This is a genomic window from Kutzneria sp. CA-103260, assembly GCF_018263855.1.
In the GTDB taxonomy this organism is placed as follows: Bacteria; Actinomycetota; Actinomycetes; order Mycobacteriales; family Pseudonocardiaceae; genus Kutzneria.
The window spans coordinates 1,222,428-1,248,351 of record NZ_CP073318.1; the positions used below are offsets into that span (position 1 = coordinate 1,222,428).

23 protein-coding genes are annotated in these 25,924 nt (G+C 69.5%); 14 read left to right on the top strand and 9 right to left on the bottom strand.

The features are described 5' to 3' along the window. The first annotated feature begins 12 nt into the window (after positions 1-12). The 3 genes from JJ691_RS05360 to JJ691_RS05370 are packed head-to-tail and all read left to right on the top strand — an operon-like array spanning position 13 to position 2,065. Positions 13-267, top strand: a complete 255-nt coding sequence (locus JJ691_RS05360; RefSeq protein ID WP_211767683.1) for a hypothetical protein — start codon at positions 13-15, stop codon at positions 265-267. Continuing rightward, positions 264-1,208, top strand: a complete 945-nt coding sequence (gene tatC / locus JJ691_RS05365) for a twin-arginine translocase subunit TatC (RefSeq protein ID WP_249227699.1) — start codon at positions 264-266, stop codon at positions 1,206-1,208. Before JJ691_RS05360 ends, tatC begins: the two co-directional genes overlap by 4 nt. Then, positions 1,205-2,065, top strand: a complete 861-nt coding sequence (locus tag JJ691_RS05370) for a diacylglycerol/lipid kinase family protein (protein ID WP_211767684.1) — start codon at positions 1,205-1,207, stop codon at positions 2,063-2,065. Before tatC ends, JJ691_RS05370 begins: the two co-directional genes overlap by 4 nt. Before the next feature lie 26 nt (positions 2,066-2,091). On the opposite strand, the gene JJ691_RS05375 is transcribed toward JJ691_RS05370, so the two are convergent. The 7 genes from JJ691_RS05375 to JJ691_RS05405 form a co-directional block, all read right to left on the bottom strand. After that, positions 2,092-4,125: a hypothetical protein gene (locus JJ691_RS05375; protein WP_211767685.1), complete on the bottom strand. Its 2,034-nt coding sequence runs from the start codon at positions 4,123-4,125 to the stop codon at positions 2,092-2,094. 53 nt (positions 4,126-4,178) lie between these two features. Beyond that, the gene (locus JJ691_RS05380; RefSeq protein ID WP_211767686.1) at positions 4,179-4,952 is read right to left on the bottom strand and encodes an isocitrate lyase/PEP mutase family protein; all 774 of its coding nucleotides are present in this window, start codon (positions 4,950-4,952) and stop codon (positions 4,179-4,181) included. Between the two features lie 44 nt (positions 4,953-4,996). Continuing rightward, positions 4,997-6,343, bottom strand: a complete 1,347-nt coding sequence (locus tag JJ691_RS05385) for an apiosidase-like domain-containing protein (protein ID WP_211767687.1) — start codon at positions 6,341-6,343, stop codon at positions 4,997-4,999. A 40-nt stretch (positions 6,344-6,383) separates the two neighbouring features. Continuing rightward, on the bottom strand, positions 6,384-7,277 hold the full coding sequence (locus JJ691_RS05390; protein WP_211767688.1) for a GNAT family N-acetyltransferase: 894 nt from the start codon (positions 7,275-7,277) through the stop codon (positions 6,384-6,386). Positions 7,278-7,436: 159 nt separating this feature from the next. Continuing rightward, positions 7,437-8,147: a 3-keto-disaccharide hydrolase gene (locus JJ691_RS05395; RefSeq protein ID WP_211767689.1), complete on the bottom strand. Its 711-nt coding sequence runs from the start codon at positions 8,145-8,147 to the stop codon at positions 7,437-7,439. Between the two features lie 183 nt (positions 8,148-8,330). Further along, complete coding sequence (locus JJ691_RS05400) at positions 8,331-10,418, bottom strand: alpha-galactosidase (RefSeq protein ID WP_211767690.1); 2,088 nt, start codon at positions 10,416-10,418, stop codon at positions 8,331-8,333. Between the two features lie 37 nt (positions 10,419-10,455). Then, the gene (locus tag JJ691_RS05405; protein WP_211767691.1) at positions 10,456-11,226 is read right to left on the bottom strand and encodes a class I SAM-dependent methyltransferase; all 771 of its coding nucleotides are present in this window, start codon (positions 11,224-11,226) and stop codon (positions 10,456-10,458) included. 147 nt (positions 11,227-11,373) lie between these two features. On the opposite strand from JJ691_RS05405, the gene JJ691_RS05410 reads away from it, so the two are divergent. From JJ691_RS05410 to JJ691_RS05440, 7 genes are all read left to right on the top strand, one after another. Next, positions 11,374-13,077: an ABC transporter substrate-binding protein gene (locus tag JJ691_RS05410; protein WP_211767692.1), complete on the top strand. Its 1,704-nt coding sequence runs from the start codon at positions 11,374-11,376 to the stop codon at positions 13,075-13,077. Then, positions 13,074-13,997, top strand: a complete 924-nt coding sequence (locus JJ691_RS05415; protein WP_249227700.1) for an ABC transporter permease — start codon at positions 13,074-13,076, stop codon at positions 13,995-13,997. Before JJ691_RS05410 ends, JJ691_RS05415 begins: the two co-directional genes overlap by 4 nt. Before the next feature lies 1 nt (position 13,998). Then, a complete protein-coding gene (locus JJ691_RS05420) occupies positions 13,999-14,991 on the top strand; it encodes an ABC transporter permease (RefSeq protein ID WP_211767693.1) in 993 nt (330 codons plus the stop codon). Between the two features lie 73 nt (positions 14,992-15,064). After that, positions 15,065-16,693, top strand: a complete 1,629-nt coding sequence (locus JJ691_RS05425; RefSeq protein WP_211767694.1) for an ABC transporter ATP-binding protein — start codon at positions 15,065-15,067, stop codon at positions 16,691-16,693. Next, positions 16,690-17,295, top strand: a complete 606-nt coding sequence (locus JJ691_RS05430) for a pentapeptide repeat-containing protein (protein WP_211767695.1) — start codon at positions 16,690-16,692, stop codon at positions 17,293-17,295. The genes JJ691_RS05425 and JJ691_RS05430 overlap by 4 nt, the downstream gene beginning before the upstream one ends. Positions 17,296-17,365: 70 nt before the next feature. Next, the gene (locus tag JJ691_RS05435; RefSeq protein ID WP_249227701.1) at positions 17,366-18,781 is read left to right on the top strand and encodes a phosphocholine-specific phospholipase C; all 1,416 of its coding nucleotides are present in this window, start codon (positions 17,366-17,368) and stop codon (positions 18,779-18,781) included. A 719-nt stretch (positions 18,782-19,500) separates the two neighbouring features. Next, positions 19,501-20,580 (top strand): HNH endonuclease signature motif containing protein, encoded by a 1,080-nt coding sequence (locus tag JJ691_RS05440; RefSeq protein ID WP_256449367.1) that lies wholly within the window; start codon positions 19,501-19,503, stop codon positions 20,578-20,580. A gap of 35 nt (positions 20,581-20,615) precedes the next feature. On the opposite strand, the gene JJ691_RS05445 is transcribed toward JJ691_RS05440, so the two are convergent. Beyond that, on the bottom strand, positions 20,616-22,226 hold the full coding sequence (locus JJ691_RS05445; RefSeq protein ID WP_211767697.1) for a CocE/NonD family hydrolase: 1,611 nt from the start codon (positions 22,224-22,226) through the stop codon (positions 20,616-20,618). 196 nt (positions 22,227-22,422) lie between these two features. On the opposite strand from JJ691_RS05445, the gene JJ691_RS05450 reads away from it, so the two are divergent. The 4 genes from JJ691_RS05450 (at position 22,423) to JJ691_RS05465 (ending at position 25,676) form a co-directional block, all read left to right on the top strand. Next, positions 22,423-22,737 (top strand): hypothetical protein, encoded by a 315-nt coding sequence (locus tag JJ691_RS05450; protein ID WP_211767698.1) that lies wholly within the window; start codon positions 22,423-22,425, stop codon positions 22,735-22,737. 293 nt (positions 22,738-23,030) lie between these two features. Beyond that, positions 23,031-23,186: a hypothetical protein gene (locus JJ691_RS05455; RefSeq protein WP_211767699.1), complete on the top strand. Its 156-nt coding sequence runs from the start codon at positions 23,031-23,033 to the stop codon at positions 23,184-23,186. 195 nt (positions 23,187-23,381) lie between these two features. Further along, positions 23,382-24,329 carry a sigma-70 family RNA polymerase sigma factor gene (locus tag JJ691_RS05460; RefSeq protein ID WP_249227702.1) on the top strand — a complete coding sequence of 316 codons (948 nt, stop codon included), beginning with the start codon at positions 23,382-23,384 and terminating at the stop codon, positions 24,327-24,329. A gap of 99 nt (positions 24,330-24,428) precedes the next feature. Then, positions 24,429-25,676 (top strand): ABC transporter substrate-binding protein, encoded by a 1,248-nt coding sequence (locus JJ691_RS05465; protein WP_211767700.1) that lies wholly within the window; start codon positions 24,429-24,431, stop codon positions 25,674-25,676. Here JJ691_RS05465 and JJ691_RS05470 read toward each other — a convergent pair. Next, positions 25,673-25,900 (bottom strand): hypothetical protein, encoded by a 228-nt coding sequence (locus JJ691_RS05470; protein ID WP_211767701.1) that lies wholly within the window; start codon positions 25,898-25,900, stop codon positions 25,673-25,675. The genes JJ691_RS05465 and JJ691_RS05470 overlap by 4 nt on opposite strands. Positions 25,901-25,924: the final 24 nt, after the last annotated feature.

Below are 25,924 nucleotides of genomic sequence, written 5' to 3' on the forward strand. Positions count from 1 at the left end.
TACCGTGTGCACGTGTTGTACGTCATCGCCGCGTTGGTGATCCTGCTGGCCCTCGCGCTGCTGGTCCGCACGCTGCTGCGGACCCGGCGCAAGGTCACCCTGCTCAAGGCCACGGCGGCGCGGGCGGGGGCCGACATCGCCGATCGGCGGGGCCTGATCCGGGCCCGGGTCGCCGCGCTGGGGGTGGCGCTGGCCCAACGCCGTAGGATCGGGGCAGAGCAACGGGTCGCCGACGTGGCGGCGGACGCTGAGGGGCGGCATCGGTGACGTCCGAGAAGAAGACCGAACGCAAGAGCAAGCGGCGTCGTCGCAGCCGTCGGCAGAATCCCGACGGCACGATGACGCTGATGGAGCACCTGTACGAGCTGCGGTATCGGCTCGGCATGGCCATGCTCGGCATCGCCATCGGCGCGATCATCGGCTTCGTCTGGTTCGAGACGGCCCCCTGGCCCATTCCGACGCTGGGCAACCTGCTGATCGGGCCGTACGAGCGGATCCCGTCGGGCCTGAAGCTGCCGGGCACCGAGGGCAAGCTGCTGGCCAGCGGCCCGTTCGAGGGCTTCATGGTGCGCTTGCAGGTCGGCATCGCGGTCGGCGCCGTGCTGTTCAGCCCGATGTGGCTGTACCACCTGTGGGCGTTCATCACGCCGGGCCTCTACTCCAAGGAGAAGAAGTTCGCGCGGATCTTCGTCGCCTGCGCGGTGGTGCTGTTCGTCGGCGGCGCGGTGCTGGCCTACCTGGTCGCGCCCGAGGCCCTGACCGTGTTGTCCAGCATCAGCTCCAGCGAGTTCCTGACGGCGCTGACCGCCGACAAGTACATCTCGTTCATCCTGGCGCTGCTGGTGATCTTCGGCATCAGCTTCGAGCTGCCGCTACTGGTGGTGATGCTGAACAAGGTCGGCATCCTCCCGTACGAGAAGCTGAGGCGCTGGCGCCGCGGCATCATCTTCGGCCTGTTCTGCTTCGCCGCCGTGGTCACCCCGGGCCAGGACCCGATCTCCATGTGCGTGCTGGCCGGCTCGCTGACCCTGCTGTTCGAGCTGGCGGTGCAGATCTCCCGGCTGAACGACCGCAAGAAGGTCAAGGACAACGAGTGGGAGGGCCTGTCCGACGACGAGGCCTCGCCGCTCAACTACGACCCGAAGCCCGAGCAGGCGACCCCGGCGTCCGAGGTCAAGGCCACCACCTTCGACGAAGACGCCACGTGACGGTAGCGCTGCTGGTGTGCCCGGCGGCCGGGCTCGGCGCGGCCGGGCGGGTCGCCGGCACCGTGGCGAGCCGGCTTCGCGAGGCTTGCGGTGACGTCCAGCTGTTGGTCGCCTCCGACGCCGAGGGCACCATTCGCTTGGCGCACAAGGCCGTTCGCGACGGGGTCGAGGTGCTGGCGGTGCTCGGCGGCGACGGCGCCGCCCATGCCGGCGTGCAGGCCTGCGCCGGCACCGAGACCGCCCTCGCGGTCATCCCCGCCGGCACCGGCAACGACTTCGCCCGGGCCCTCGACCTGAGCCTGGACCGTGTCGTCGAGGCGCTGCGCAGCGGCCGCCGGCGGGCCATCGACCTGGGGCGCGTGCAGCGTGGGGCCTGGTTCGGCACCGTGCTGTGCGCCGGCTTCGACTCCGCCGTCAACGAGCGCGTGAACCGCATGCGCTGGCCCCGCGGCCCTCGCCGCTACGACCTCGCCATCGTGATGGAGTTGGCCCAGCTGCGCTCCCGGCCGCTCACTGTGCGCACCCCGGGCGGCGAGGTCGAGCTGGAGGCCACCCTCGTCGCCATCGGCAACACCCCGTTCTACGGCGGCGGCGTGCCCATCTGCCCCGACGCCGACCCCGGCGACGGCCTGCTCGACGTCACCATCGCCGGTCGGGCCGGGCGGGCCGAGCTGATGCGGATCCTGCCCAAGCTGCGCACCGGCCGGCACGTCGACCACCCGGTGGTGACCACCCTGCGGGCCAGTTCGGTGGCCATCGCCGGCAACGACTGGATCGGGTACGCCGACGGTGAGCGGCAACGCGAGCTGCCGCTCACCGTCGAGTGCGTGCCGAAGGCCTTGTCAGTCGTGGCCTAACCCTCGGTCCATCAGCCCTCGGTCCATCAGCACTGTGGGGCTGGGCGTTTCCAGTTGTCGCCGTCGGTGTTGTCGCCGTCCTTGAGGGTGCCCTGGGCCCGCATGAACGTGACGGCGAGGGTCTTCAGCTCCGTGGCCAGCGTCGCGGGCACGTCGGTCGGCACCCTCCCGCCGTTCTTGGCGAACCAGCCGCTGGGGCCGAAGTCGCCGTAGAACTTGCCGTTGCGGAAGACGTGGAGCTCGAAGTCGGGGAACCGGGCCGTGTCGAACCGGGCGGTGAAGTCCCCGTCGAGGGTCTTGGGATCCCGGCCGGCGCCGCCCTTGTCGGTCCAGCCGCAGGCGTGGTCGGGCCGGTAGGACTCCATCCGCTTGCCCTCGGCCACGGTGTCGACCGCGGCCAGCGGCACGGCGTAGATGGAGACCTTGGCCTGCACGATCCACGAGTAGTAGCCGCCGATGGCGTGGGCCTGCGCGTCGGCCTTGGCCTTGGCGCTGGCCTCGTCGAACGGGCCCTTCATGTCCTTGTCGACGCAGCTGAGGGTGGCCACGCCGGTGGAGGCGATGGTGGTGGTGGAGCTGCACGAGCCGGCCGGCAGGTCGTTCAGGAAGACGTCGGCGTTCATCTGCACCGACACCTGGGCCGGCACGTTGGCGCTGGACCGGGGCGACGCGGTGAAGTGCGCGGTGACCGAGCAGCCGGTCTGCACGCACTTGTCGAGGGAGTCGTTGTTCTGGACGATGTCGCCCTTGGTCAGGTGCACGTCGGTGTTGATGGCGTCGCCGAGCTGGCCGATGTCGGTTTCCATCTCGTCGTAGGTCTGGTCGGCGAAGTCGTCGTTCATCTCGGTGAAGGTGGCCGTGCCCAGCCCGGTGTACGAGGCGCGGGCGCCGTTGAGCTGGAGCTTGTGCCCGGGGTTGCCGAACGCGGCGGCGGCCTTCCTGGTGGTCTTGTCGATCCAGCGCACCACCCGGTACGGCTGGTTCTTGGCCACGTACAGCGTGCCGTCCGGGGTGTCGGCCTTGAGCACCTCGACGTTGTTGACGGTGGTGCCGTCGTAGTTGTCGGGTGTCGGCAGCTTGTCGGTTTTGGTGACCTGATCGCGCAGCACGCCGGCGATCGCCGACGGCGTCACGTCCTGCTTGAGCAGCGGCGACAGGTCGCCAAGGTCGCCGGTGGCCCACCGGTTCTTCAGGCTCACGCCGGACGGCAGCCGGCCTTCGAGACCGGGCGGGATCAGGCCGCTGGACAGCTGCACGTACAGCTTGCCGTTGGCGACCAGGAACGGGAACTTGAGGCCGCCGCCGGTCATCGTGCCGATCGCGTCGCCCTGGTTGGTGACGCGGCCGTCGAACTGGCTGCCGTCCGGCAGGTCGGCGCGGTAGTTGGCCACCGGCTGCGCGGCCAGGTTGGCCACCGCCTGCTCGAACGGGCTGCGGTCCGGCGGCCACACCAGCCACGTCGTGACGCCCGCGACCAGCAGCACCACCACGGCGGCCGTGATCACCACCAGCCGCTTGCTGCGGCGCTTGCGCGGCGGCACCGGCACCAGGTCCGTGCGCAGCGGCGCGTGCCATCCCGGTGGCAGGTCCGCGTTCGCCACGAGCGGCGGATGCCACGGCTCCGCCGGCGCGGGCCACACCTGCTGCACGACGGTCGGCATCGGCGCCATCGGCGGGAACTGGCCGGTCGGCTGGGGCCCGGCAACCCCCGGCTGCCATGTGCTCTGCGGCAGGTTCGCGACCGGCGCGGCCGGCTGCTGCCATCCGGCCTGCGGCTGCCCGGGGCCCGGCTGCCAGGCCTGCTGCGGTGCGCCGGTCATGTGCTGCCAATTGCTCGGCGGCTGGTAGGTGGGCTGCCACTGGATTTGCGGCAGTTCGGCTGCTGTGGGTTGCTCGGTGTTCTGCGGTGCGTCGGAAACCGGCGTTTGCCGCGGTGCTTCGGCGGTCGCCGGTCTTGGCTCCGCCTCCGACGCGGCCGGGCTGTCGTATCTGGCCGGCTCGGCGATCGGGTCCTCCGGCGCGTGCTGACCGCGCGCCGGCTCGATGGACTCCTGGTCCATGGTCATTCCCCCCTAATGGTTCGGGCGGAATGATGTCAAACAAAGGTCACGGGTCAATTGCGGCCATCGAGTGCCTCGGTCAGCTCGCCGTAGCTGAGGTTGCCGGCGAGGCCGCCGAAGCCCGCACCGCCGAGCACGCCGGTGAGGGCGTCGCGGGCGGCGCCCCAGGCCAGCCGGGCCAGCGAGGAGCCGGTGGAGACGCGACGGACCCCCATGTTCGCCAGGGACTCCAGCGACGGCAGGGTGGGGGAGGCGAGCACGTTGATCGCGGCCCCGGGCAGCGCGGCGACGAGGTCGGGGATGAGCTCCTCGGGTAGGCCGGGAACGAACAGGCAATCGGCGCCGGCGTCCAGAAATCGCCGCAGCCGGGCCACCCCCTCGTCGAATCGGCGGTCGCCGGACCACCATTCGTCGGTACGGGCGTTGATCACCAGGTCGGCGTCGACCGAACGGGCCGCGGCGATGCGGTCGGCGGCCTCGTCGGCGCTCCACATGACGCCGTCGGGATACCGCACGTCCTCGATGTTGACGCCGACCACGCCGACATCCACGGCGGCCCGAATGGTCGCCCGCACGTCGCCGTAGCCACCCTCCAGGTCGGCGGACACCGGCACCGCCGAGAACTCGACGATCGCGGCCACGGCCCTGAGCATCGTGGCCAGGGGCATGCGCTGGCCGTCGGGGAGTCCGAGCGCGGCGGCGACGCCAGCGCTGGTGGTGCCGAGCGCCGGCACCCCGGGCAGCGTCGACAGCAGCCGCGCCGACGCCGGGTCCCAGGCGTTGGGCAGCACGAAAAACCCGCTTCGGTGCAGCTCTCGGAAGGTCATGGCGGAGAGCCTAGGCACGGCACGGTTCGGCGCCACCCGAACTGTCAGCCGAACGCGGCGATCCGCAGCACCCAGTCGTCGTCCCCGCCGTGGTTGGGGCCGGGCGGCGTGAAGGAGACGTCGCCGCGGCCGATCGGCGGGTCGGCCAGCCGGTAGCGGCCGTCGGTCGGGTCGTACCAGAACGCCACCGCGCCGGGCCGCATCGTGGACATGTCCACGGTGATCTTGCGCGAGGTGGGCAGGTAGATCACGGCCAGCCGCCCGTCGTCGGTGCGCGCGGCGGTGGCGTAGTCGTTGTCGTTGACCGAACCCACGGTGTTCGGGGTTCCGTAGCCGTCGACCAGGAACGTGTGGTCCTGGTCGGGAACCAGGTCGTACCAGCGGCTGGAGCCGAACAGGTCGGTCATCAGCTTGAACTCGCGGGTGCTCTGGGTGTCCACGTGGTCCTCCCAGCCCGGCTTGAACTGCCAGGTCCAGGTGCTGCCGTAGAGCTGGCCGGTGGCGCCGCTGGTCATCGTCCAGTACTCCTGGCGCCGCAACGTCTTCGGGCCGGTGTAGTCGTGCTCGTCCTCGTAGTTGGCCTCGACCATGTACACCGGCAGCGGGTCGGGGCGGTTGTACTCCTTGAGCACCTGGGCGTAGGTCGGGTAGTAGGTGTACGCCGAGTCGAGCTGGATGTACTGCCGCCAAGTCGGGTCGTCGAGCGAACCGCTGCTGAGGTAGTTGAGCTCCACGGTCTGCAGGTGGTCCGGATCGGTCTCCTTGAGGCCGCGGGCCACCGCCTGGGTCAGGGCCCGGTCGTTCGGGTCCTGCCAGGTCTGCAGGTCGCAGCCGTTGAACCAGACGATGTTGGGATACTTGACGAATCGCTTGCCCAGGAACTGCCCGAACGCGTGCGCCTTGTCGACTCCGTTGTCCCGCAACAACTGTAGGTGCCCGCAGGTCTCGACCGGGGTGAGCCAGATGGTCAGCCCGTCGTCCCGGGCGGCGGCCACCATGTCCTCGACCCGGTCCCAGTAGGCCGGGTTCGGCGTGGACATGTCACCCGCCTTGGTGAACGGCGTGATGCCGTCGAAGGTGGCGTCGCCGGGGTGGCCGCCCTGGTCCGGCGGCACCAGCGAGTTGATCCACAGCGAGTTGAAGCCGCCGGCCCGGCGGTCGGCGAAGTAGTCCTCGGCCTGCTCCTGCGACATCGTGACGAACAGGCCCTGCGGCGAGTCGCCGGAGATCAGGTACGGCCGGCCGACCTGGTCCAGCAGGTACCGCCCGTTCGCGCTGGCCGAGGTCGGCCAGGCGAACCGGGGGCCGGGGGTGTCCGGCGACTGCACCGACGGCGTGGCCAGGATCGAGGTGGCGAGCACCGTGGCTGTCAGCAGGATCGGGATCCGCACAAATTCGGATCGTACGGATCCCGACGTGTGCCCGCAGTGGTTACGGCAGAAGATCTATCCGCCGGTGTGCGACCGGATAGCCGGCCCGGGCGAAGGTCTTGGCCATCCGCGTGTTGGCCACGTCGGTGCCGGCGGCGATCTTCTCCGCGCCCTCGGCGGCCAGCATGTGCGTGGTCTCGGCCAGCAGGTCGTAGGAATAGCTGTGGCCGCGCTGCTCCGGCACGACCGCGATGTAGCCGACGACGTGGGCGCTGTAGTGGTAGCAGGGCGCGGCCAGCCCGACGAGTTCGCCGTCGGACGTGTAGGCCAGCCGCCACCACTCGCGCGGACTGGGCATCCAGCGCAGGAAGTCGAGGTCCTCCTGGGCGGAGGCGTCCAGGCCCCTCTCGGCGATGGTCCGCCGGACGTGCGCGTCGACGCTGGTCGCGTTGACCCGGCGGAAGACCTCGAAGATGACGTCGTCGTCGGGTTCGGGGCGGAACTCCAGTCGTGCGGGGCGTTCCGGCAGGCCGCAGTCGGGGGTCCAGCGGTAGGTGTATCGCTCGACCAGGAACGTCATGCCGGCGGCCTGCGCCGCGTCGAGACGGGCCGTGGCCGCGGCGTGCACCGCCGGATCGTCGCGCCAGTTCGCCGGCAGCGGCAGCGAGTACTCGACGTGGAACGGCGCGGTGCGCAGCAGGTGCACGGCCGCGTCGGCGTCGGTGAAGTCGAACCAGTCCAACGCTTTCGGCTCGGTGTCCTCGGGGCCGGCCCACCATACCGCCCGCGCCACGACCACGCCGTCACGCAGCGCCACCCAGGTCCACTCTGGACGGTAGTTGCCGGTGGCGTAGGTGGTGCCGAACGCGCCGTAGCCGACCAGCATGGGGTCGGGCAGCGAGTCGAACAGGGACTCCTCGCCGGCCACGAGCGGCCGGACGATCAGATCAGACATGAAATGCTCCGGGAGTTGGTGTTGTGCTCCCGAGTCACGCCCTGGAGTCCCGGTGGGAGCACGTGAACAGTCGAGTGACCATCGCTCCCACCTCCTTGTCGTCGCCGAAGGGCGCGCCGGCGACAGTAGTCCGCCGGCGCGCCTGTGGCCAACGCTTTTTCAGCTCGTGGTGATGAACTTGTCGGGGCTGGTCACCACCGGGGACTCGACGTACAGGCTGCGGTACTCGTCCTGGATGCCGCTGTTGTGCACCTGCAGCGCCAGCGGGCCGACCTGGCCGGCCGTCTTGTCGGTGAAGTCCAGCACCTCGGTGCCCTTGCAGGTGGTGGCGGTGCCCTTGAGCGGGCAGCAGGCCATCCGCGCGACGCCGGTGGCCTGGTTGCCGATCAGCTCGCACTGGCTCCAGGTCTTCACGTCCCACTTGGTGTGCGGGAGCTGCTTGAACAGGCTGCCGCCGCCGTTGTTCTTGCCGGGGCGGTAGTCCCAGTGGCCGCCGTTGGGCGGCTGGAACTGGATGGCGCTCAGCGCGTCGCGGATCGGGTTGGTGGTGCCCCAGATCAGCACGGTCGGCGCGTGGTTGCCCTTCACCTGGCGAACGTTGAAGATCCAGCGGAAGGTGCCGACCTGCTGCTTGTTGTAGTACAGCCAGCCCCGCGAGGTGCCGTTGCCGTGGATGACGCCGTCCTTGGCCGACCACTGGCCCGCGGCCTGCGAGGTCCAGCCGTCCAGGGTCGTGCCGTCGAACATGGAGACGAGGTTCGGGTCGTTGTAGGGGTTGCCGGCCTTGGCAGCCTGGGACGCCGGGGCGGTGAAGACCGCGACCAGCAGGGAGATCGCGATGGTGACTATCCACAGTGGACGACGAACCATGATCCCTCCGAGCGTGAATCGGATGTAAACCTTTTCATGCGCGGCAGGACCCAGGTTACGAGCGAGTGAAGGCAGGCGTCAAGTCGGCGTGAAATCCAAACCCTCGCGAGTCCCGCTCTCAGGCCACTGAATGTCGAGTTCCGAACTCGCATCATGGTTGCCTGAGAGCGGGACTCGCCGGGGTCAGGTGGTTGTCAGTTCGAAGACCATGGCCTGGCCGGGTCCCAGGAGTGGGGGTTGCACGCCGACCTGGGCCAACACGGCACCGGTGAGGGTGACGCCGTCGGCGATCCACGGGGTCTGCTGGGCGAAGCGGCCGGCGGCCGGGGCGAGGTCGGGCAGGGCCCGCACCGTGTACCGGCGGTCGGGGTCCAGGCCGGGGAAGCGCAGCCGGGCCGGCACCGCGTCCGGGGAGGTTTCCAGCCGGGCGTAAGCGAAAACGGCGTGCCCATCGCCGACCACACCATGCACCAGCGAACCGTGATCGGTGTGATCGGCCCGGACGGTCACGCCGCCGTGCAGCAGCGGCCGGAGCCGCTTGTACACAGCGATCCACGCGGTGAGCTGGGCCAGCTCGTCCTCGGACAGGCCGGTCAGGTCCCACTCCAGGCCGGCGTGGTCGAACAGCGCGGTGGCGCAGCGGAACGGCAGCTCGGCGACCCGGCCGGTGGTGTGGGCCTGCGGCGGCCCGACGTGGCTGCCGATCAGCTCCGGCGGCACCAGCAGCCCCATCCAGCGCTGGATCCGTTGCCGCTCAACGGCATCGTTGGTGTCCGAGGCCCACACCCGGTCGGTGTGGGCCAGGATGCCGAGATCCACCCGGGCGCCGCCGGAGGAGCAGGACTCGATCTCCAGGGCCGGGTGCCGCGAGCGCAGCTCGTCCAGCAGCCGGTAGACGGCCGCGGTCTGGCCGTGCACACCGGGCACGGCCTCCAGCAGGTCCCGGTTGTGGTCCCACTTGATGTAGTCGATGCGGTACTCGGCGACGAGGGAATCCAGGCGCTCCAACAGATAGTCGAAGACCTCGGGCCGGGCCAGGTCGAGCACCTGCTGCCGCCGCCACGGCCGGGCCGGGCGGCCCTCGGCCACCAGCAGCCAGTCCGGGTGGGCCCGGGCCAGGTCGGAGTCGGGGTTGACCATCTCCGGCTCGAACCACAGCCCGAACTGCATTCCCTTGCCCCGCACGTAATCCACCAGCGGCGTCAGGCCGTCCGGCCACACCTGCGGGTCGACGTACCAGTCGCCGAGGCCGGCGGAGTCGTCGCGGCGGTGCAGGAACCAGCCGTCGTCGAGCACGAAGCGTTCGACGCCGATCTCGGCGGCCCGGTCGGCCAGCGCCTTGAGCCGGTCCAGGTCGTGGTTGAAGTAAACCGCTTCCCACGTGTTGAGAACGACCGGTCGCGGCGTTCTTGGATGCGTTGGGCGGGCCCGCATCCAGGAGTGCAGCCGCTCGGAGAGCCCGTCCAGACCGTGGTCGGACCAGACGAAGAACGCCCACGGGGTGGCGTAGGACTCGCCGGGCGCGAGCCGGATCTCGCCTGGGCCAAGCAGTTCCGCCGCGCCGAGCACGCCGACGCCCTCGGCCAGCCGCTCGGCGAAGTGCTCGTGGTTGCCGCTCCAGGCCAGGTGCACGCCCCACACCTCGCCGTGCCGGAAGCCGAAACCGTCGGTGCCGGCCACAAGCAGTCCGGTCGCGTCGTGACCGGTGCGGCCGCGGCGGCTTTCCCGCGCCCGCAGGCCGTGCAGGAACGGGCTACGCTGCGGCGACCGCTCGCGGCACCAGCGGCCGGTGAGGTCCAGTAGTTCGGTGGCGTGCGTGGGCACCGGCAGCAGCAGCCGCAGCGCGTCCACGGTCCACGTGTCGGACCCGGTGTTCACGACCTCCTGCCGCACCCGCAGCACGCCCTGCGGGTCGAGGTGTAGTTCGACGCGGAACTCAACGCCGGCAACGGGATCGGCGGCGGTGAAGCTCAGCGAGTTGCCGTCCACGGCGATCGGCGCGACCAGCTCCGGCCGCACGTGCGGCCACGCCCCCTCGCGGTGCCCGGACGTGCCGGGCCGGCCCAGCCAACCCTCCTGTTCGGACGGCAGCAGGGTCAGCCGGATCGGGGAGTCCACCGAACTCGGCGGCACGCCCGGCGTGGCGGCGAGCACGAAGTCGCCGTCGACCGGCCCCAGGTCGGCGCCCCAGTGCAGCACGCGGGGCAGCCCGGGGCCGGCCTCCACGACCAGACCCGTCCCGTTCGCCGCCAGGCTGATCAGCTCGCTCATGTGCGGAAACCTAGGCGACAACCGAGAACCTTTTCAACTATCGAACGGCCACCAGCACCCGATCGTCACCGGACTGCCAGACTGTGCCGACCTCGCGGAACCCGGCCTCCCGGAGCAACTTCAGGTGCACGTCCAACCGTGCGCCGACGCCGTGGTTGTCGGACGGCACGGCCCGCTCCCGCCGCTGGGCCAGCAGGTCGGCAAACGTTTCCTCGGCCTCGACGGCGGCCCACCACTGCTGCCAGTCCTCGTTCTCGATCACGCCCTGTCGGCGCGCGCGGTCCCGTCGCACCACCTTCTGCAGTTCGTGCAGCCGCGGTTGGTCGTCCACGAAATGGTCACCGTCGACGAGCACGCCGCCGGGCTCGATCAGGTCGGCCAGGTCCCGGTAGAGCTGGCGGAGCCCGTCCTCGGACAGCCAGTGCAGCGCCGTCGTGGACACCGCCGCCTGGACTTTGCCGTTGAGCTGGAGCGAATCCGTCCACCCGGGCACGCCCAGCCGGGCCTCGACGAAGCGCACCGCCGACGGGGCGGTGGCGCGGGCGAAGGCCAGCAGCAGCGGGTCGGTGTCGATTCCCACGAAGTGGGCGGCCGGCAGCCGGTCGGCCAGCCGGGTGGCCAGCGAGCCGGGACCGCAGCCCAGGTCGAGCACGGTGGGCGACGAGTGCTGGCTGAGCGTGTCCGCGAGAACGTCGCCGATCACTGTGAAACGTAGCTCACGGTCGGCGATGTAGTGCTCCTGCTGCGCGTCCCAGCGGCGCAGCCAGGCCGTCGCGACGGCCGGTTCGACAACATCCGTGCTGGTCATGGGCCCTCCCCTGTTTCGATCCTTACTGCAAGATAGTTGCGACAAGCCCTCGTCTCAAGGGGTGGACCGTCGATCGACGGATGTTTTCGGCGGCTAGGGTCTGCGACCATCCGTGCACAGATCGACACCCGAGGTGGGGGAACACCGATGACGTGGCGACGACCTTCCCTGCTGCTCGCCGGCGCGCTGGTCGCCGGGACCGTGACCGCGTGTGGTGGCGGTGGCAGCCAAGGCGCAGCCACACCGTTCGACCCGAACACCTGCCAGGGCGGCACGCTGGAGATCCTCAACCAGGCCGACGCCGGCTCGCACCTGGACCCGGCCCGGCTCTACACCTCCGGCGGCGGCAACATCCCGTCGCTGCTGTTCCGCACGCTGACCACCCGGACCCGCAAGGCCGGCGCGGACGGCGCGAAGGTCGCTCCCGACCTGGCCACCGACACCGGCGAGCCCAACGCCGACGCCACCGTCTGGACCTACCACCTGCGCGACGGTCTCAAGTTCGAGGACGGCACCCCGATCACCTCGGCCGACGTCAAGTACGGCATCGAGCGCGGCTTCGCGCCGGAGCTGCCCGGCGGCGCCCCCTACCTGCACGACTGGCTGGTCGGCGCGCAGAACTACCAGGGCCCGTACAAGGATCCGAACGGCATCGCCGCGATCGAGACGCCCGACGCGAAGACGATCGTGTTCCACCTGAACTCGCCGCACGGCGATTTCCCTTACCTGGCCACGGCCACCCAGTTCGCGCCGGTGCCCAAGGCCAAGGACACCGGGGCCGACTACGAGAAGCACCCGATCTCCAGCGGCCCGTACAAGATCGAGTCCTATGACAAGGGCAAGAGCATGGCCCTGGTCCGCAACACGAACTGGTCGCGGGGCGTGGACCCGAACCGGTTGGCCTGCCCGGACCGCATCGAGGCCACCTACGGCCTGGACCCGGCCGTGATCAACCAGCGGATGTCCACCGGCACCGGCAACGACGCCAACGCGGTCACCACCGACACCGACCTCGGCCCGTCCGAGCTCGCGCAGCTGGACAGCAATCCCGAGCTGGCCAAGCGGGTGGCCAAGGGCGGCTTCCCGTACACGTATTACCTGGCCTTCGACAACACCAAGGCCCCGTTCAACGACATCAAGGTGCGGCAGGCGCTCAGCTACGCGGTCGACCGCACCTCCACGGTGAACGCGGCCGGCGGCAGCTCGCTGGCCTACCCGGCGACGACCTTCCTGCCCAACAACAAGACCATGGGCTACCAGGCGTTCGACTACTTCCCGGCCGGCACAGGAGGCGACCCGGCCAAGGCCAAGCAGCTGCTGGCCGAGGCGGGCTTCCCCAACGGCCTCACCATCACGCTGGCGCACCGCTCGGACGACAGCGAGCAGGACGGCCCCAAGGTCGCCACGGCTGTGCAGGACGCGCTCCAGAAGGCCGGCATCACGGTCAAGCTGCAGAGCATCGACCACGACAGCTACCCGACGACGCTGGGCAACCCGGCGACCCAGCCGCAGGTGGCGGTCGAGGAGTGGGGCGCGGACTGGCCGTCCGGCGGGCCGTTCCTGGTTCCGATCTTCGATGGCCGGCAGTATCTGGCCGGCGGCGGCAACTTCAACACCGCGCACTTCGACGACAAGGCCGTCAACGCCAAGATCGACGAGATCAACAAGATCACCGACCCGGACCAGGCGGCCCAGCAGTGGGGCCAGCTCGACGCGGAGATCATGAAGCAGGCGCCGGTGGTGCCGCTGTTCCACACCACCAACCTGCGGCTGTACGGCAAGAACGTGAAGAACGCCTTCGTCAGTGACTGGACCGGTGTGTACGACCTGTCCCAGGTGTCCGTGAAGTGACCGAGGCCAGACCGGGTTTCCCGGTATTTCTGGGCAGGTTCCGCACCGACCGCGCCGCCGTGTTCGGCGCGGTCGTGGCGGGCCTGCTGGTGCTGCTCGCGCTGCTAGCCCCCGTGCTGACGGCGTTGGAGGGACAGGACATCTCCACCTTCCACAACGACCTGGTGGACTCGGCCCGCGGCGGCGTGCCGATCGGGCCGCTGGGCGGCATCAGCGGCCAGCACTGGCTCGGCGTCGAGCCGCAGACCGGCCGCGACCTGTTCGCCCGCGTCGCTCAGGGGGCGCAGATATCGTTGCTGGTGGCCGTGTCCGCGACCGTGGTCGAGGTCTTCCTCGGCGTGCTGGTCGGTGTGGCCGCCGGGCTGGCCGGCAAGCTGGTGGACACGGTGCTGACCCGGCTGGCCGACATCACGATCGCGTTCCCGGTCATCATCTTCTCGCTGGCCCTGCTGACCATCGTGCCGGACAGCTTCCCGCGGCCGCTGCTGCTGGCGGTGGTGATCGGCGTGCTCGGCTGGGGCGGCACCGCCCGCATCAGTCGCGCGCAGACATTATCCTTGCGCACCAGGGACTTCGTCGCGGCGGCGCGGCTGTCCGGGGCCGGCGGGTTCCGCATCGCGCGCCGGGAGATCCTGCCCGGCCTGGCCGCCCCGGTGATCACCTACGCGGCGTTGCTACTGCCGACCAACGTGATCACTGAGGCGGCGCTGTCCTTCCTCGGCGTCGGTGTGCGGCCGCCGACCTCGTCGTGGGGTCAGATGCTGTCCACCGCGACCACGTGGTTCCGCAGCGACGTGATGTACGTGCTGATCCCCGCGTTCATGGTGTTCCTCACCGTGCTGTCGTTCACGTTGATGGGTGAGGGAGTCCGGGTGGCGCTGGATCCGCGCACCACCCGGCTGACCAGGAAGGCGGGCTGAGGTGCTCGGCTACGCGGTGCGCCGCATCGGCGGCGCGGCGGCGGTGCTGCTGGTCATGTCGGCGGTGGTGTACCTGCTGTTCTATCTGATGCCGGCCAATCCGGCCCAGTTGGTGTGCGGGATCAAGGCGTGCACGCCGGACCGGCTGGCCCTGATCTCGCACAGCCTCGGCCTGGACGAGCCGCTGTACCTCCAGTACTGGCACTTCCTGGAGGGACTGGTCGCCGGCCGGGACTACAGCATGGGACCGTCCACAGTGCACTGTGCGGCGCCCTGTCTCGGCTACTCCTTCCAGTACACCGAACCCGTGCTGCAGATGATCCTGGACCGGCTGCCGGTGTCCGGCTCGCTGGTGATCGGCGCGGCGATCCTGTGGCTGTCCTTCGGTATCGGCATCGGCGTGCTGTCCGCGCTGCGCCGGGGCCGCTGGGTCGACCACGCCGTGAACACGCTCGTGCTCGGCGGGCTGGCGGTGCCGATCTTCATCACCGGCCTGATGGCGCTGATGGTCTTCTGCGTGTACCTGCAGTGGCTGCCGTTCCCGACCTGGGTGCCGTTCGACCAGGACCCGCTGCTGTGGGCCCAGAACCTGATCCTGCCGTGGATCGTGCTCGCCCTGACCACGATGCCGGTCTACGTGCGGATGTCGCGGGCCGGCATGCTGGAAACCCTGGCCGAGGACCACATCCGCACCGCCCGGGCCTACGGCCTGCCGGAACGGCGGGTGATCGGCCGGCACGCGCTGCGCGGCGCCCTCAGCCCGCTGATCACGTTGGCGGCGCTGGACATCGCCGCCATCCTCACCTCGTCGGTGCTTACCGAGTCGGTGTTCGGCCTGCCCGGCATCGGCCAGCTCACCGTGCAGGCGGTGCGCAACATCGACCTGCCGGTGGTGGTCGGGCTGGTGCTGCTCATCGGCTTTGTCATCGTGGTGTGCAACACGGTCGCCGACCTGCTCTACGCGGTGGTCGACAAGAGGGTGAGCGTGTCGTGAGCGAGCTTGCGAGCGAACCATTCAGCGCAGTGCGTCCGCGAACGCGGACACCGAGCGCTAGCGAGGTGCCGCAGTGAGCGAAACCGTTGTGTCCGTGCGGGACCTGGTCATCGACTTCCGCACCGAGGGCGACACGGTGCGCGCGGTCGACCGGCTGTCCTTCGATCTGGCGGCGGGCCGGGCGCTCGGCATCGTGGGGGAGTCGGGGTCGGGCAAGAGCGCGACCGCCTTGTCCCTGCTGGGTTTGCACCGTGGCGGCAATGCTGAGGTGACCGGGGCCGTCGAAGTGTTGGGCACTGATGTGCTTGCGGCGTCCAATGAGGACGTGCGGCGGCTGCGGGGCGACCGGATCGCCATGGTGTTCCAGGACCCACTGTCCGCTTTGGACCCGTACTTCAGTGTCGGCGACCAGATCGTCGAGGTGTACCGGGCCCACAACAAGGTCGACCGGCGAGCGGCCTGGTCTCGTGCGGTGGAAGTGCTGGACCGTGTCGGGATTCCCGACGCCGCCCGGCGGGTGAAGGCCTACCCGCACGAGTTCTCCGGCGGCATGCGCCAGCGGGCCTTGATCGCCATGGCGCTGGCCCTGTCGCCCGAGGTACTGGTCGCCGACGAGCCGACCACCGCCCTGGACGTGACCGTGCAGGCGCAGATCCTGGACCTGATCCACGATCTGCGCGAGGAGACCGGGATGGCGCTGATCCTGGTCACCCACGACCTCGCCGTCGCCGCCGGCAACGTCGACGACGTGCTGGTCATGCAGAACGGCCGGGCCGTCGAGCACGGGCCGGCCGGCTCGGTGCTGGGCGCGCCGTCCGCCGCGTACACGCGAGAACTGGTGGCCGCCATCCCGAGGCTGGAGCAGCCGCGGGAGTCGAAGGTCCTCGGCGGCGAGCCGTTGGTGCAGGTCAAGGACGTGCACCAGGTCTTCACCGTCGGGTCGTTCCTGAACCGGACCAAGGTGAACGCCGTCGAGGGCGTCACCCTGGACGTGCTGCGCGGCGAGGCGCTGGGCGTCGTGGGGGAGAGCGGCAGCGGCAAGACCACCCTGGCCCGGATGATCGTGCGGCTGCTGCGGCCCACCTCGGGGCAGATCCTGTTCGACGGCCGGGACATCGCGTCCGACCGGGCCCTGGCCGAGGTTCGCCGGGACCTGCAGATGGTGTTCCAGGACCCGGTGTCCTCGCTGAACCCGCGGCGCACCATCGGCGAGAGCATCGCCGACCCGCTGCGCGTGCAGGGCGAGGACGCCTCCCGGGCGCGGGTGCGGGAGCTGCTGGAACTCGTCGGGCTCGACCCAGACCGGATCGACCGCTACCCGCACGAGTTCTCCGGCGGGCAGCGGCAGCGCATCGGCATCGCCCGGGCCATCGGGCTGCGGCCCAAGCTGCTGGTGTGCGACGAGCCGGTGTCCGCGCTCGACGTGTCGACGCAGGCCCAGATCATCCGGCTGCTAGCCTCGCTGCGGACCGAGTTCGACCTCACGCTGATCTTCGTCGCGCACGACCTGGCCGTGGTGCGGCAGGTCAGCGACCGGGTCGCGGTGATGAGCAAGGGAGCCGTCGTGGAGCTCGGCGAGACCGACTCGCTGTACGACAATCCCACGCACCCGTACACCAAGTCGCTGCTGGCGGCGGTGCCGGTGCTCGACCCCGAGCTGGCCCGGCAGCGGCGGCTGGAACGCGGGCAGCTGACGCCGTGAAGACATTCCGCTGGCCGGTTGTCGTGGTGGTGTCCGGCGTGCTGGCCGCCGGAATCCTCGTCGGGACCTACTGGGACCGGGTCGACCACACCGCGGTCGGGGTCGATCATGCGGCGGCGTCGGGGGAGTTGCGGTCGCCCGACATCGATGTGCGGATCCAGGGCGTGCAGGCGTTGCAGCGGATCGCCGTCGAGTCGCCCGGCGACCAGCCAGCCGTGACCAGCGAGTTGTCTTCGTTCATCCGCTCCACCGCCGGCACTGCGCCCTGCGCCGACCAGCCGGTCGGGCGGGACGTGCAGGCGGCGCTGTCCGCGCTGCGGCTGCGCTCGCCCGCCGGTGACCTGGGCACAGTTGTCGACCTGCACGGGGCGTGCCTGAACGACGCCCAGATGGCCAACATCAGCCTGGTGTACGCCAACCTGGCCGGCGTCGACTTCGGTGACGCCAACCTGAGCTGGTCGGTCCTGGACGGCGCCGACCTGACCGGCGCCAACCTCGGCGGGGCCAACCTCAGCTACGCTCATGTAGTAGACGCCCGGATGGCTTCGGTGAACCTCAGCGGCGCGAAGACCGTGGACATCAACGTGAACTACTCCCGCTGACCGCTCGTTTCCTTGCCGTGCAACAAGAATTCGGCCGGCGTTTGCCCCGGTCGCGGGTAGCGTGCGACGAGTGGCTGAACTGACTCGTCGTCGCATGCTGGGCGCGGCCGCAGGCGCAGCGCTCACCTCCACCCTTCTGCCGCCCAACCTGCTCAAGGCCATGGCGGCCGAGCCCGCGAACCGTCGCGGCTCGTTGCGGGACATCGAGCACGTGGTCATCCTGATGCAGGAGAACCGGTCCTTCGACCACTACTTCGGCACCATGTCCGGGGTTCGCGGCTTCAACGACCCCAACGCCCTCCAGCTGTCGACCGGCCGCTCCGTCTTCTACCAGCCCGACGCCCTCAACCCCGACGGCTACCTGCTGCCCTTCCACCTCGACACCCGCAAAAGCAGCGCCCAGGCCATCCCGTCCACCAGCCACGCCTGGAGCGTCCAGCACGCCGCGTGGAACGGCGGCAAGATGGACAACTGGCTGCCCGCGCACCGCAAGGCCGACGGGGCCAACGGGCCGTACGTCATGGGCTACTACACCCGTGACGACATCCCCTTCCAGTTCGCCCTGGCCGAGGCCTTCACGATCTGCGACTCGTACTTCTGCTCCATCATGGGGCCCACCCATCCCAACCGCTTCTACCTGATGACCGGCACCAACGACCCGAACGGCTTGGGCGGCGGGCCGGCTCTCGACAACAGCGGGACTTCGTACACGTGGAAGACCTACCCCGAGCGCCTGACCGAGGCCGGCGTGAGCTGGAAGGTGTACCAGCAGGCGGACAACTACGGCTGCAACGCTTTGGAGTTCTTCAGCCAGTACCAAAAGGCTGGGACGGATTCTCCGCTGTGGCAGAACGGCATGGTCAAGTACCCGGCGGGGAAGTTCGAGTACGACGCCGTGAATGATCAGCTGCCCACGGTGTCGTGGATCATCCCCACTTCGAAGGAGTCCGAGCACCCGGACTACCTGCCGGCGGCCGGGGCGGCGTTCGTGGCGTCGAAGATCGACGCCATCGCCGCGAACCCGGAGGTGTGGCGGAAGACGGCGTTCATCCTGACGTACGACGAGAACGACGGTCTGTTCGACCATGTGCCGCCGCCTGTGCCTCCGGCGGGGACGGCCGACGAGTTCGTGGGCGGGTTACCTATCGGTGGCGGATTCCGTGTGCCCACGACGATCGTGTCGCCCTGGACCCAGGGTGGCTGGGTGTGCAGCGAAGACTTCGACCACACCTCGGTGCTGCGGTTCCTGGAGCAGTTGACCGGGGTGCAGGAGAGCAACATCTCCGAGTGGCGGCGCAACACCTTCGGGGACCTGACGTCGGCGTTCCGGTTCGGGGACCGGGCTGCTGCGCCGCCGGTTCTGCCTGACACGCATGGACCTCTGACGCTGGCGCAGTACGAGGTGGCGACGTTGCCGAAGCCTGTGCTGCCGGGGAAGGGACAGGTGCCGCCGACCCAGGAACCGGGGAAACGCCGGCATACGTGAGGTGGGGAGGAGGGGGCCTGTCTGTGGTGGTGGCGGGCGGGCCCTTGGGGTGCGTTTTGTCTTGCGTTGCGCGGCTTCTTCTGCTGTTGCTATTCCCGTTAGTGGGCTGGGTGTCCCGCCCGCCCACCCGTCTCCTCGTTGGCAGCCCGTTCTGTTTCCCGGAGCCTGTGGTGGGTTGCGGGCCTGCGTGGACGGTTGGCCAGTTCGCTGGGGTCAGGTGGGGTTGGGTGGTTTGCTGGCGGTGGGGTGGGTGGTGCGTATCAAGACGGCTTGGGACGTGGGGTGGGGGGCTGGGTTTCGTGGTTTGCTTGCGTTGTGCGGGGTGTGGGTTTCCTCTCTCTGGCTTGCACCCCTCCCGCCCTTGCTGCTTCCTCTTCGACCTCCCTCGATCGTCTCCCGCCCCTGCCGCCTCTCTCGGACTCCCGGCCTCCCGCCCTTCCGGCTTCATCTCGGCCCTTCTGGACCACCCTCGTTCTCCTGCTTGCCTGTTCCGACCTCTCCCTATCCGCTCCCGCCTCCCTTCTTGTCCGGCTTCTCCGTCCCGCTTCCATCCTCCGCCACCGCGTTGCGGAAAGCGCTTTCCGATTGTGTCACCCGTATGGGTAGTCGTTGGTGTGTAAGGGAAATCGATCTTCTGGGAGAGGTAGAATGGTGGTATGTAAGGGAAAACGGACTGGTGGCAGCTCGGCGAAGGGGAGCTGTGGTCGGTCGGCGAGCGGATGGAGGCCTGTCGCAGGGCGGACTATGTGCGGCAGGTGGAAGTGGTGCGGGAGTTGTGGGGGCGCACGGCGCGGGTGAAGGATGATCGGGCGGTGATGGTTGCCGATCTGATGGCGCAGTGGAAGGTGACTCGTGGTGAGGCCCGGGATCTGCTGAGGCACGCGGAGTTGTTCGGGCGTGAGGCGATCCGTGAGACGGCGCGGGAAGGCCTGCTGAGCAAGCAGCATCTGGTCGTGATCGACAAGACCTTGGAGGAAGCGCCGGAGGACCAGCGGGATGAGGTTGAGGCGGCGCTGTTGGAGGAGGCTCAGGAGTTTGACGGGGCGACGCTGAGGGTGATCGCCCGTCACATCCTCCAACTCCTCGACCAGGACGGGAAAGCGCCGGACAACCGGGAGCTGGCGGAGCCGAAGCGGGAATTGCACCTGACCAGCCGGAAGGACGGGTCGGTGGTCTTTCGCGGCAAGGTCGACCCGGAGACCGGGGCCAAGTGGGCGGCGTTGATCGACCCGTTGGCCAAGCCGACCTCGGCCAGCGACACCCGGACCACGCCCGAACGGCAGGGTGACGCGCTGGCGGAAATCATCGAGATGGCCACCAACAGCGAAGACCTGCCGGAGACGGGTGGGGAGCGGCCGCATCTGGCGCTCACCATGTCCCTCAAGGACTTTCAGGAGCAGCGAGGCACCGGCGACGTCGAGGGCATGGGGCCGATGGATGCGGCGTCAGTGCGCAGGGTCGCCTGTGACAGCAAGGTGATGCGGGTCGTGTTGGAGGCCAAGTCGCAGCCGCTGGACATCGGGCGGGCGACGAGGACGATCCCGAATCAGATCCGGCGGGCACTGATCATCCGGGACAAGGGGTGCGCGTTCCCCGGGTGTCAACGGAGACCGAGGCAGTGTCACGCGCATCACGTGATCCATTGGGTGGACGGGGGACCGACGAGCCTCAACAACCTGGTGCTGCTCTGCGGAAGTCACCATCGGCTGGTGCACCACAGTGACTGGGACGTGAAGATCAGTGCCGGGCTGCCGAAGATCGAACGGCGTCACGGCCTGAGGTGGAGCACGGCGGCGTAGCGGGCGGCGCTGGAAGGTCCAGCGCCGCCGCCGAATCACTTGACGGGCAACAGGATGGCCGACGGGTGGCCGGCGTCGTGGAACACTTCGACGGTGGTCTTCCAAGGCGTCGAGGCGGTGGGCACGGGGTCATCGCCGCCGAGGTTGCGGGCGAAGCGGGGGAAAGCGGCGGCGGAGACCTGGACGCGGAGGCGGTGGCCGCGGCGGAAGACGTGGGCGGTGGGGGACAGGTCGACGGTGACCTGAGTGATGCCGTCGGGACGGACCTTGACCAAGTCGTCGCAGATGTTGATGGAGCGGCCCCGCTGGTCGACGTCGCACAGGCGCACGAACAAGTCGCAGGCGGGGCGGTCGGCGCGGAGCCACACCTCGGCGGACACCTCGCCGATGACCTCCAGGTCGGCGGCCAGCACATCCGACGTGAAAGTGAGGACGTCGGAACGGGCCTCCACGGCACGGTTGTCGACAGGACCGGCGCCGCGGGCCTCCAGCTTCGCGCCGCCGACCGAAGGAGTGGGGTCGGCGGGATCGTAGGTGAAGGAAGTGGGCACGTCGAAGCCGCCGGGGGTGGGGCCGAGGGCGTTGCCGGACAACAGGTGCCAGCGCTGCGGCGAGTACCCGGCGGGCGGCCACTGGTCGAACTCCCGCCACTCCTTCACGCCCATCACGAACAGCCGCACGGGAGCCCGATACCCGGGCTTGTCGCCCCGAGCCAACGGCCCGGCCCAGCGGACGGTCTCCCACAGCGAAGCGGCCAGACCCTGCGGATGCGAGTGGTACCAAGGGCCGATAGTCAGGCGGGGAGGCCGGCCGGCGGCGACAAGAGCCTTGTAGTCCCGCAGCTGATCGGCCAGGAAGATGTCGTACCAGCCGGCGATGGAACTCACCGGCACCTTCACGTCGCCGACGATGGCGCTGAAGTCCTCGTCCTTCCAGTACGGGTCGTCCTGGTCATGGTGCAGGCACTCCTGATAGAACGGCCACTCCCGGCCCAGGGCGGCCTGATCGCCGTTGGCCAGCGGCAGAGTCCGCATGGCGGCCTCGACACGCTTGCGGCCGCCGAGCAGCCTCCGCAGGCCGGCGAACCGCTGCTCCTGGGTGGCGGTCATCGCCGACCAGCTCAGCAGGGTCTCCAGCTCGATCCGGCCGGGCCGCAGGAAGGCCATGGCCAGCCGGGACGAGGTGACGTGCGGGATCATCGCCTTGACCTGCACGGGCGCGTCGGCGGCGACGACCCACTGGGTGTAGCCCAGATAGCTGGCCCCGGTCAGCACGACGGAGCCGTCGAACCACGGCTGCTCGGCCAGCCAGCGCAGCGCGGCATGGCCGTCGGCCCGCTCCTGGCGCATGGCCCGGAACTCGCCGCCGCCGGAGCCGAAGGTGCCCCGACAGCTGACGATCACCACATGGAAGCCCCGCTCGGCCAGCAGCCGGCCCATCATCCAGCCCAGCGGCCCGCCGCGGCCGTAGGGGGACCGCACCAGGGCGGTCGGGAACGTGCCGGGGCCCGCGGGCGCCCAATGGTCCGCGAGCAGCGTCACACCGTCGTCGGCGGGGACCGGCAGGTCCCGCTCGACCACCACCTTGGGCACCGTCGCCGGCGGCAGCTTCAGCAACCGTTGCGCGACCCAACCAGTCACCGTCATCGCCCCAGCCTGCCATGGCTACCCTCCGTGCGCGTCCAGTACCGCGACCACGCAGGGCATTCGGGTGATTACCGCCGGTTTCGCTAGGCCGAGCGTGTGGTTCTGGATGAACCGGGATTAAACGGGCGGGCCTTCGGGCATCGCGATGGTGCATTCTTGCTGGTACCGGCCCAGCGAGGGCAGGAGGTACCCGGTTATGCCAGACAGCTCCGCGGCTCTTCCGCTCCGCAACTACACCCGGCTCACGTTCGGTGAGCTGGCCGACGCAATCCTGAGCCTGACCGCCCACGAACTGCACCAGTTGTTGGGTTACGAATGCGTGCACGGGCAACGTGAGCCCGTGCTGGCGTTGCTGCGTGCCCGTCTCACGGAGTTGGGCACCGGGATCGCCCCTTCGGGCACCCCGACGCTGTTCATTCCCGAGCAGGCCGCCAGTCCGGAGAACCTGCCGGTGATGCCCAGGATCGACACCAGCGATGAGGGAACAGAACAGGGGCGTCCCGCGTTGTGAGAAGTGGTCGGCGGCGAGCGAGCCGCGTTGACCGCGTCGATGACCCCTCACATCCGCGGATGGCGGCAGTCCCGAATGCCGCCCGCAGGCGCCCCGCCGACCCGAACGCCGTTCCGGGACCAGTGTCCCCCGTGCCGGCCCGGAACGGCGCGCCCGAAGGTGCGCCCAGCCCCAGGTGCTTTCCCGTTTCGACACTCCGGACGTGATCAGAATTACCTCGACCCTTATTTCGCGAGTCAAATCCGTGTGGAGGGGGTAAGTAAAGGACCAGAGGTCGGGGAAAGGAACCTGAGATGAGTGTGGACAGCGACTTCACGGGCTGGGCCGAGCCGGAAACAGACCGGGTCGCGATGACGGAGCCGGACGCCGGCCGCCATCGCGCGGACACCGTGAGCAACGGGATCAGCGTCGACGAGCTGCTGCTGAGGGTCGGTCAGCGGCGCAACTGAGCCCACCACGAAAGTGTGACCTAGCTGACGCCGGACACCGGCGTCACGCTACGTGGAATTAACCGTCCCGTTCTCGCGTTGGACGACATGCGGACACACCGAGAGGGGCCGACCGGCTCCCGGGATCCGCTCTTCCGAACGTAGCAGAGCAACAACCCTGCGCGCTCGGGCCGACGTAGACGTGAGGAGGTCATCGTGGCGGAGGTCAGGACGCCCCGGCAGCGGGCCGCGACGGACGGCGACCAGGACCTGGTGCGCCACTACCTCGCCGACATCGGGACCACCCCGCTGCTGACGGCGCCGGAAGAGGTGTCGTTGGCCCGGCGGATCGAGGCGGGCGTGTACGCCGCCGAACTGCTCAGGACCGGTGAGCTGGGGGGACGGACCCGCGAGGAGCTGGCCATGGTGGCCAGGGACGGCGAGTTGGCGCGGGACCACATGATTCGGGCGAACCTGCGGCTGGTGGTCTCCACCGCCCGCAAGTACAGCCACCGCGGGCTGCCGTTCCTGGACGTCATCCAGGAGGGCAACCTGGGTCTGATCCGGGCGGTCGAGAAGTTCGACTACGCCAAGGGCTTCAAGTTCTCCACCTACGCGATGTGGTGGATCAGGCAGGCCATCGAGCGCGGGGTCGCGGAGACCTCGCGGGTGATCCGGCTGCCCGTCCACGTGGTCGAGCAGGTGAACAAGATCGCGAAGGCGGACCGCCAGCTGAACCTGAAGCTGGGCCGCGAGCCCTCGCTGCAGGAGATCGCCGACGAGGTCGGCCTGCCGGTGGAGCGGGTGGACGAGCTGCGCCGGGCCAGCCGCGAGGCGACCAGCCTGGACGCCACCGTCGGCGAGGATGGCGAGACCAGCATCTCGGACCTGATCGAGGACACCGAGTCGGTGCGGGCCAGTGAGGTGCTGGAGCGCGAGGCGATGAACGAGCAGGTGCGCGCGGTCGTGAACACCCTGCCGCAGCGGGAAGCGCTGATCGTCAGCCTGCGGTTCGGGCTGGACGGCGGCAACCCGCGGACCCTGCAGGAGGTCGCGGAGCGCGTCGGCCTGACCCGCGAGCGGGTTCGGCAGCTGGAGAAGGGCGCGCTGGCGCAACTGCGCAATCCGGAGCACAGCCGGCCGCTGTTGGAGTGGGCGAGCTGAGCCGAACACGCGGGGCTTGATCGGCCGAGTGGAGTAATGTCGCCGGTGATCGGTGCACTGAAACGTGACTCGGCCGGTCCACAAGATACCTTCGTAGGTGTGTTCCCCCGCAGATCTCGTTTCCTGGGGCCACGTTCCGCAGCGCTGACGTCACTGCTCGCACTTGCAGTGGCGGCCACCGCCTGCGGAACGCCCGCGCCCGCCGTGAAGACCGGCACCGGTGTCACCGACAAGACGATCCGGCTGGGTGCGCTCAGCGATCTGTCAGGGCCCTTCGGCCCGCTGGGCGAGGCGGTGGTGCAAGGCAATCAGCTGTATGTCGACAAGCTGAACGCCGACGGCGGCATCTGCGGCCGCCAGATCGAGCTGGACGTGCAGGACACCGGCTTCGACAGCAACAAGGCGACGCAGCTGTACTTCAAGATGGAACCCACCGTGCTGGGCCTGCTCCAGGTCGTGGGCAGCGAGATCACCAGCCGGATCACACCGGACATGCTGCAGCAGCAGGTGATGGCCGCGCCCACGTCCTGGTCCAGCGACCTGCTGGGCAACCCGTACATGGTGGTGGTCGGCGCCACCTACGACCTGGACGTGATCAACAGCCTCGACTACCTGCTGCGCCAGGGCAAGCTGCAGAAGGGCGACACGATCGGGCACATCTACCTCAACGACCCCGAGTACGGCGGGAACGCGTTGCAGGGCAGCCAGTTCGTCGCCGACAAGATGGGCCTGACCCTCAAGGCGATCGAGGTGCCGCCGAACAAGACCGACTTCACCGCCGAGATCGGGCAGCTGAAGGCGGCCGGGGCCAAGGCGGTGGCGATCAGCACCTATCCGCAGCAGACGGCGATGGCCGTCGGCACCGCCGCCGCGGCTGGCCTGACCGTGCCGTTCCTGGTCTCCAACCCCGGCTTCGACCCGAGCGTGCTGGCCAGCCCGGCCGGCCCGGCCTTCCAGCAGTTGGTGCTGGTGTCCTCGTCGGTGGCCCCGTACAGCGCGAAGATCCCGGCCGCCGAGAACCTGGCGACCGCGTACAAGGCCAAGTACCCGAACGGAAAGCCGTCGCTGGCGATGGTGTACGGCTACGTCGTCGGCATCGGCTACGCCGCCATCCTCAAGCGGGCCTGCGCCGAGGGCGACCTGACCAGGGCCGGCGTGCAGAAGGCGTTCCACGAGCTGACCGGTGTGGACACCGGCGGCCTGACCGCGCCGCTGCTGTTCTCGTCCTCGAACTACCCGTCCAGCCGGCAGTCCTTCGTGCTGCGCCCCGACCCGAAGACGGCCGGCGGCCTGGACATCGTGGACCCGCTGAAGGAATCGGACCTGGTACGCCAGCGGATAGGCTAGCGTTTCCTCCACTGTGGACGGACGAGGCTGGGATGGCGGCGGGCCAGGTGCGCGGGACTGCCCGCCGCCATCAGCATCAACTCCTGGTCCGGGGTGGGACAGCCGTCGGCCATGGCCTTCTCGGCCAGGGCCAGCGGGATCACCTCGGCCAGCCGCGGACTGGGGATCACCGGCCGGGCCGGTCGCCGGCGGAACAAGCGCGCGAGGGCACGGAGACCGAGCATGGCGGGTCCTCCTGAAAGCCACGG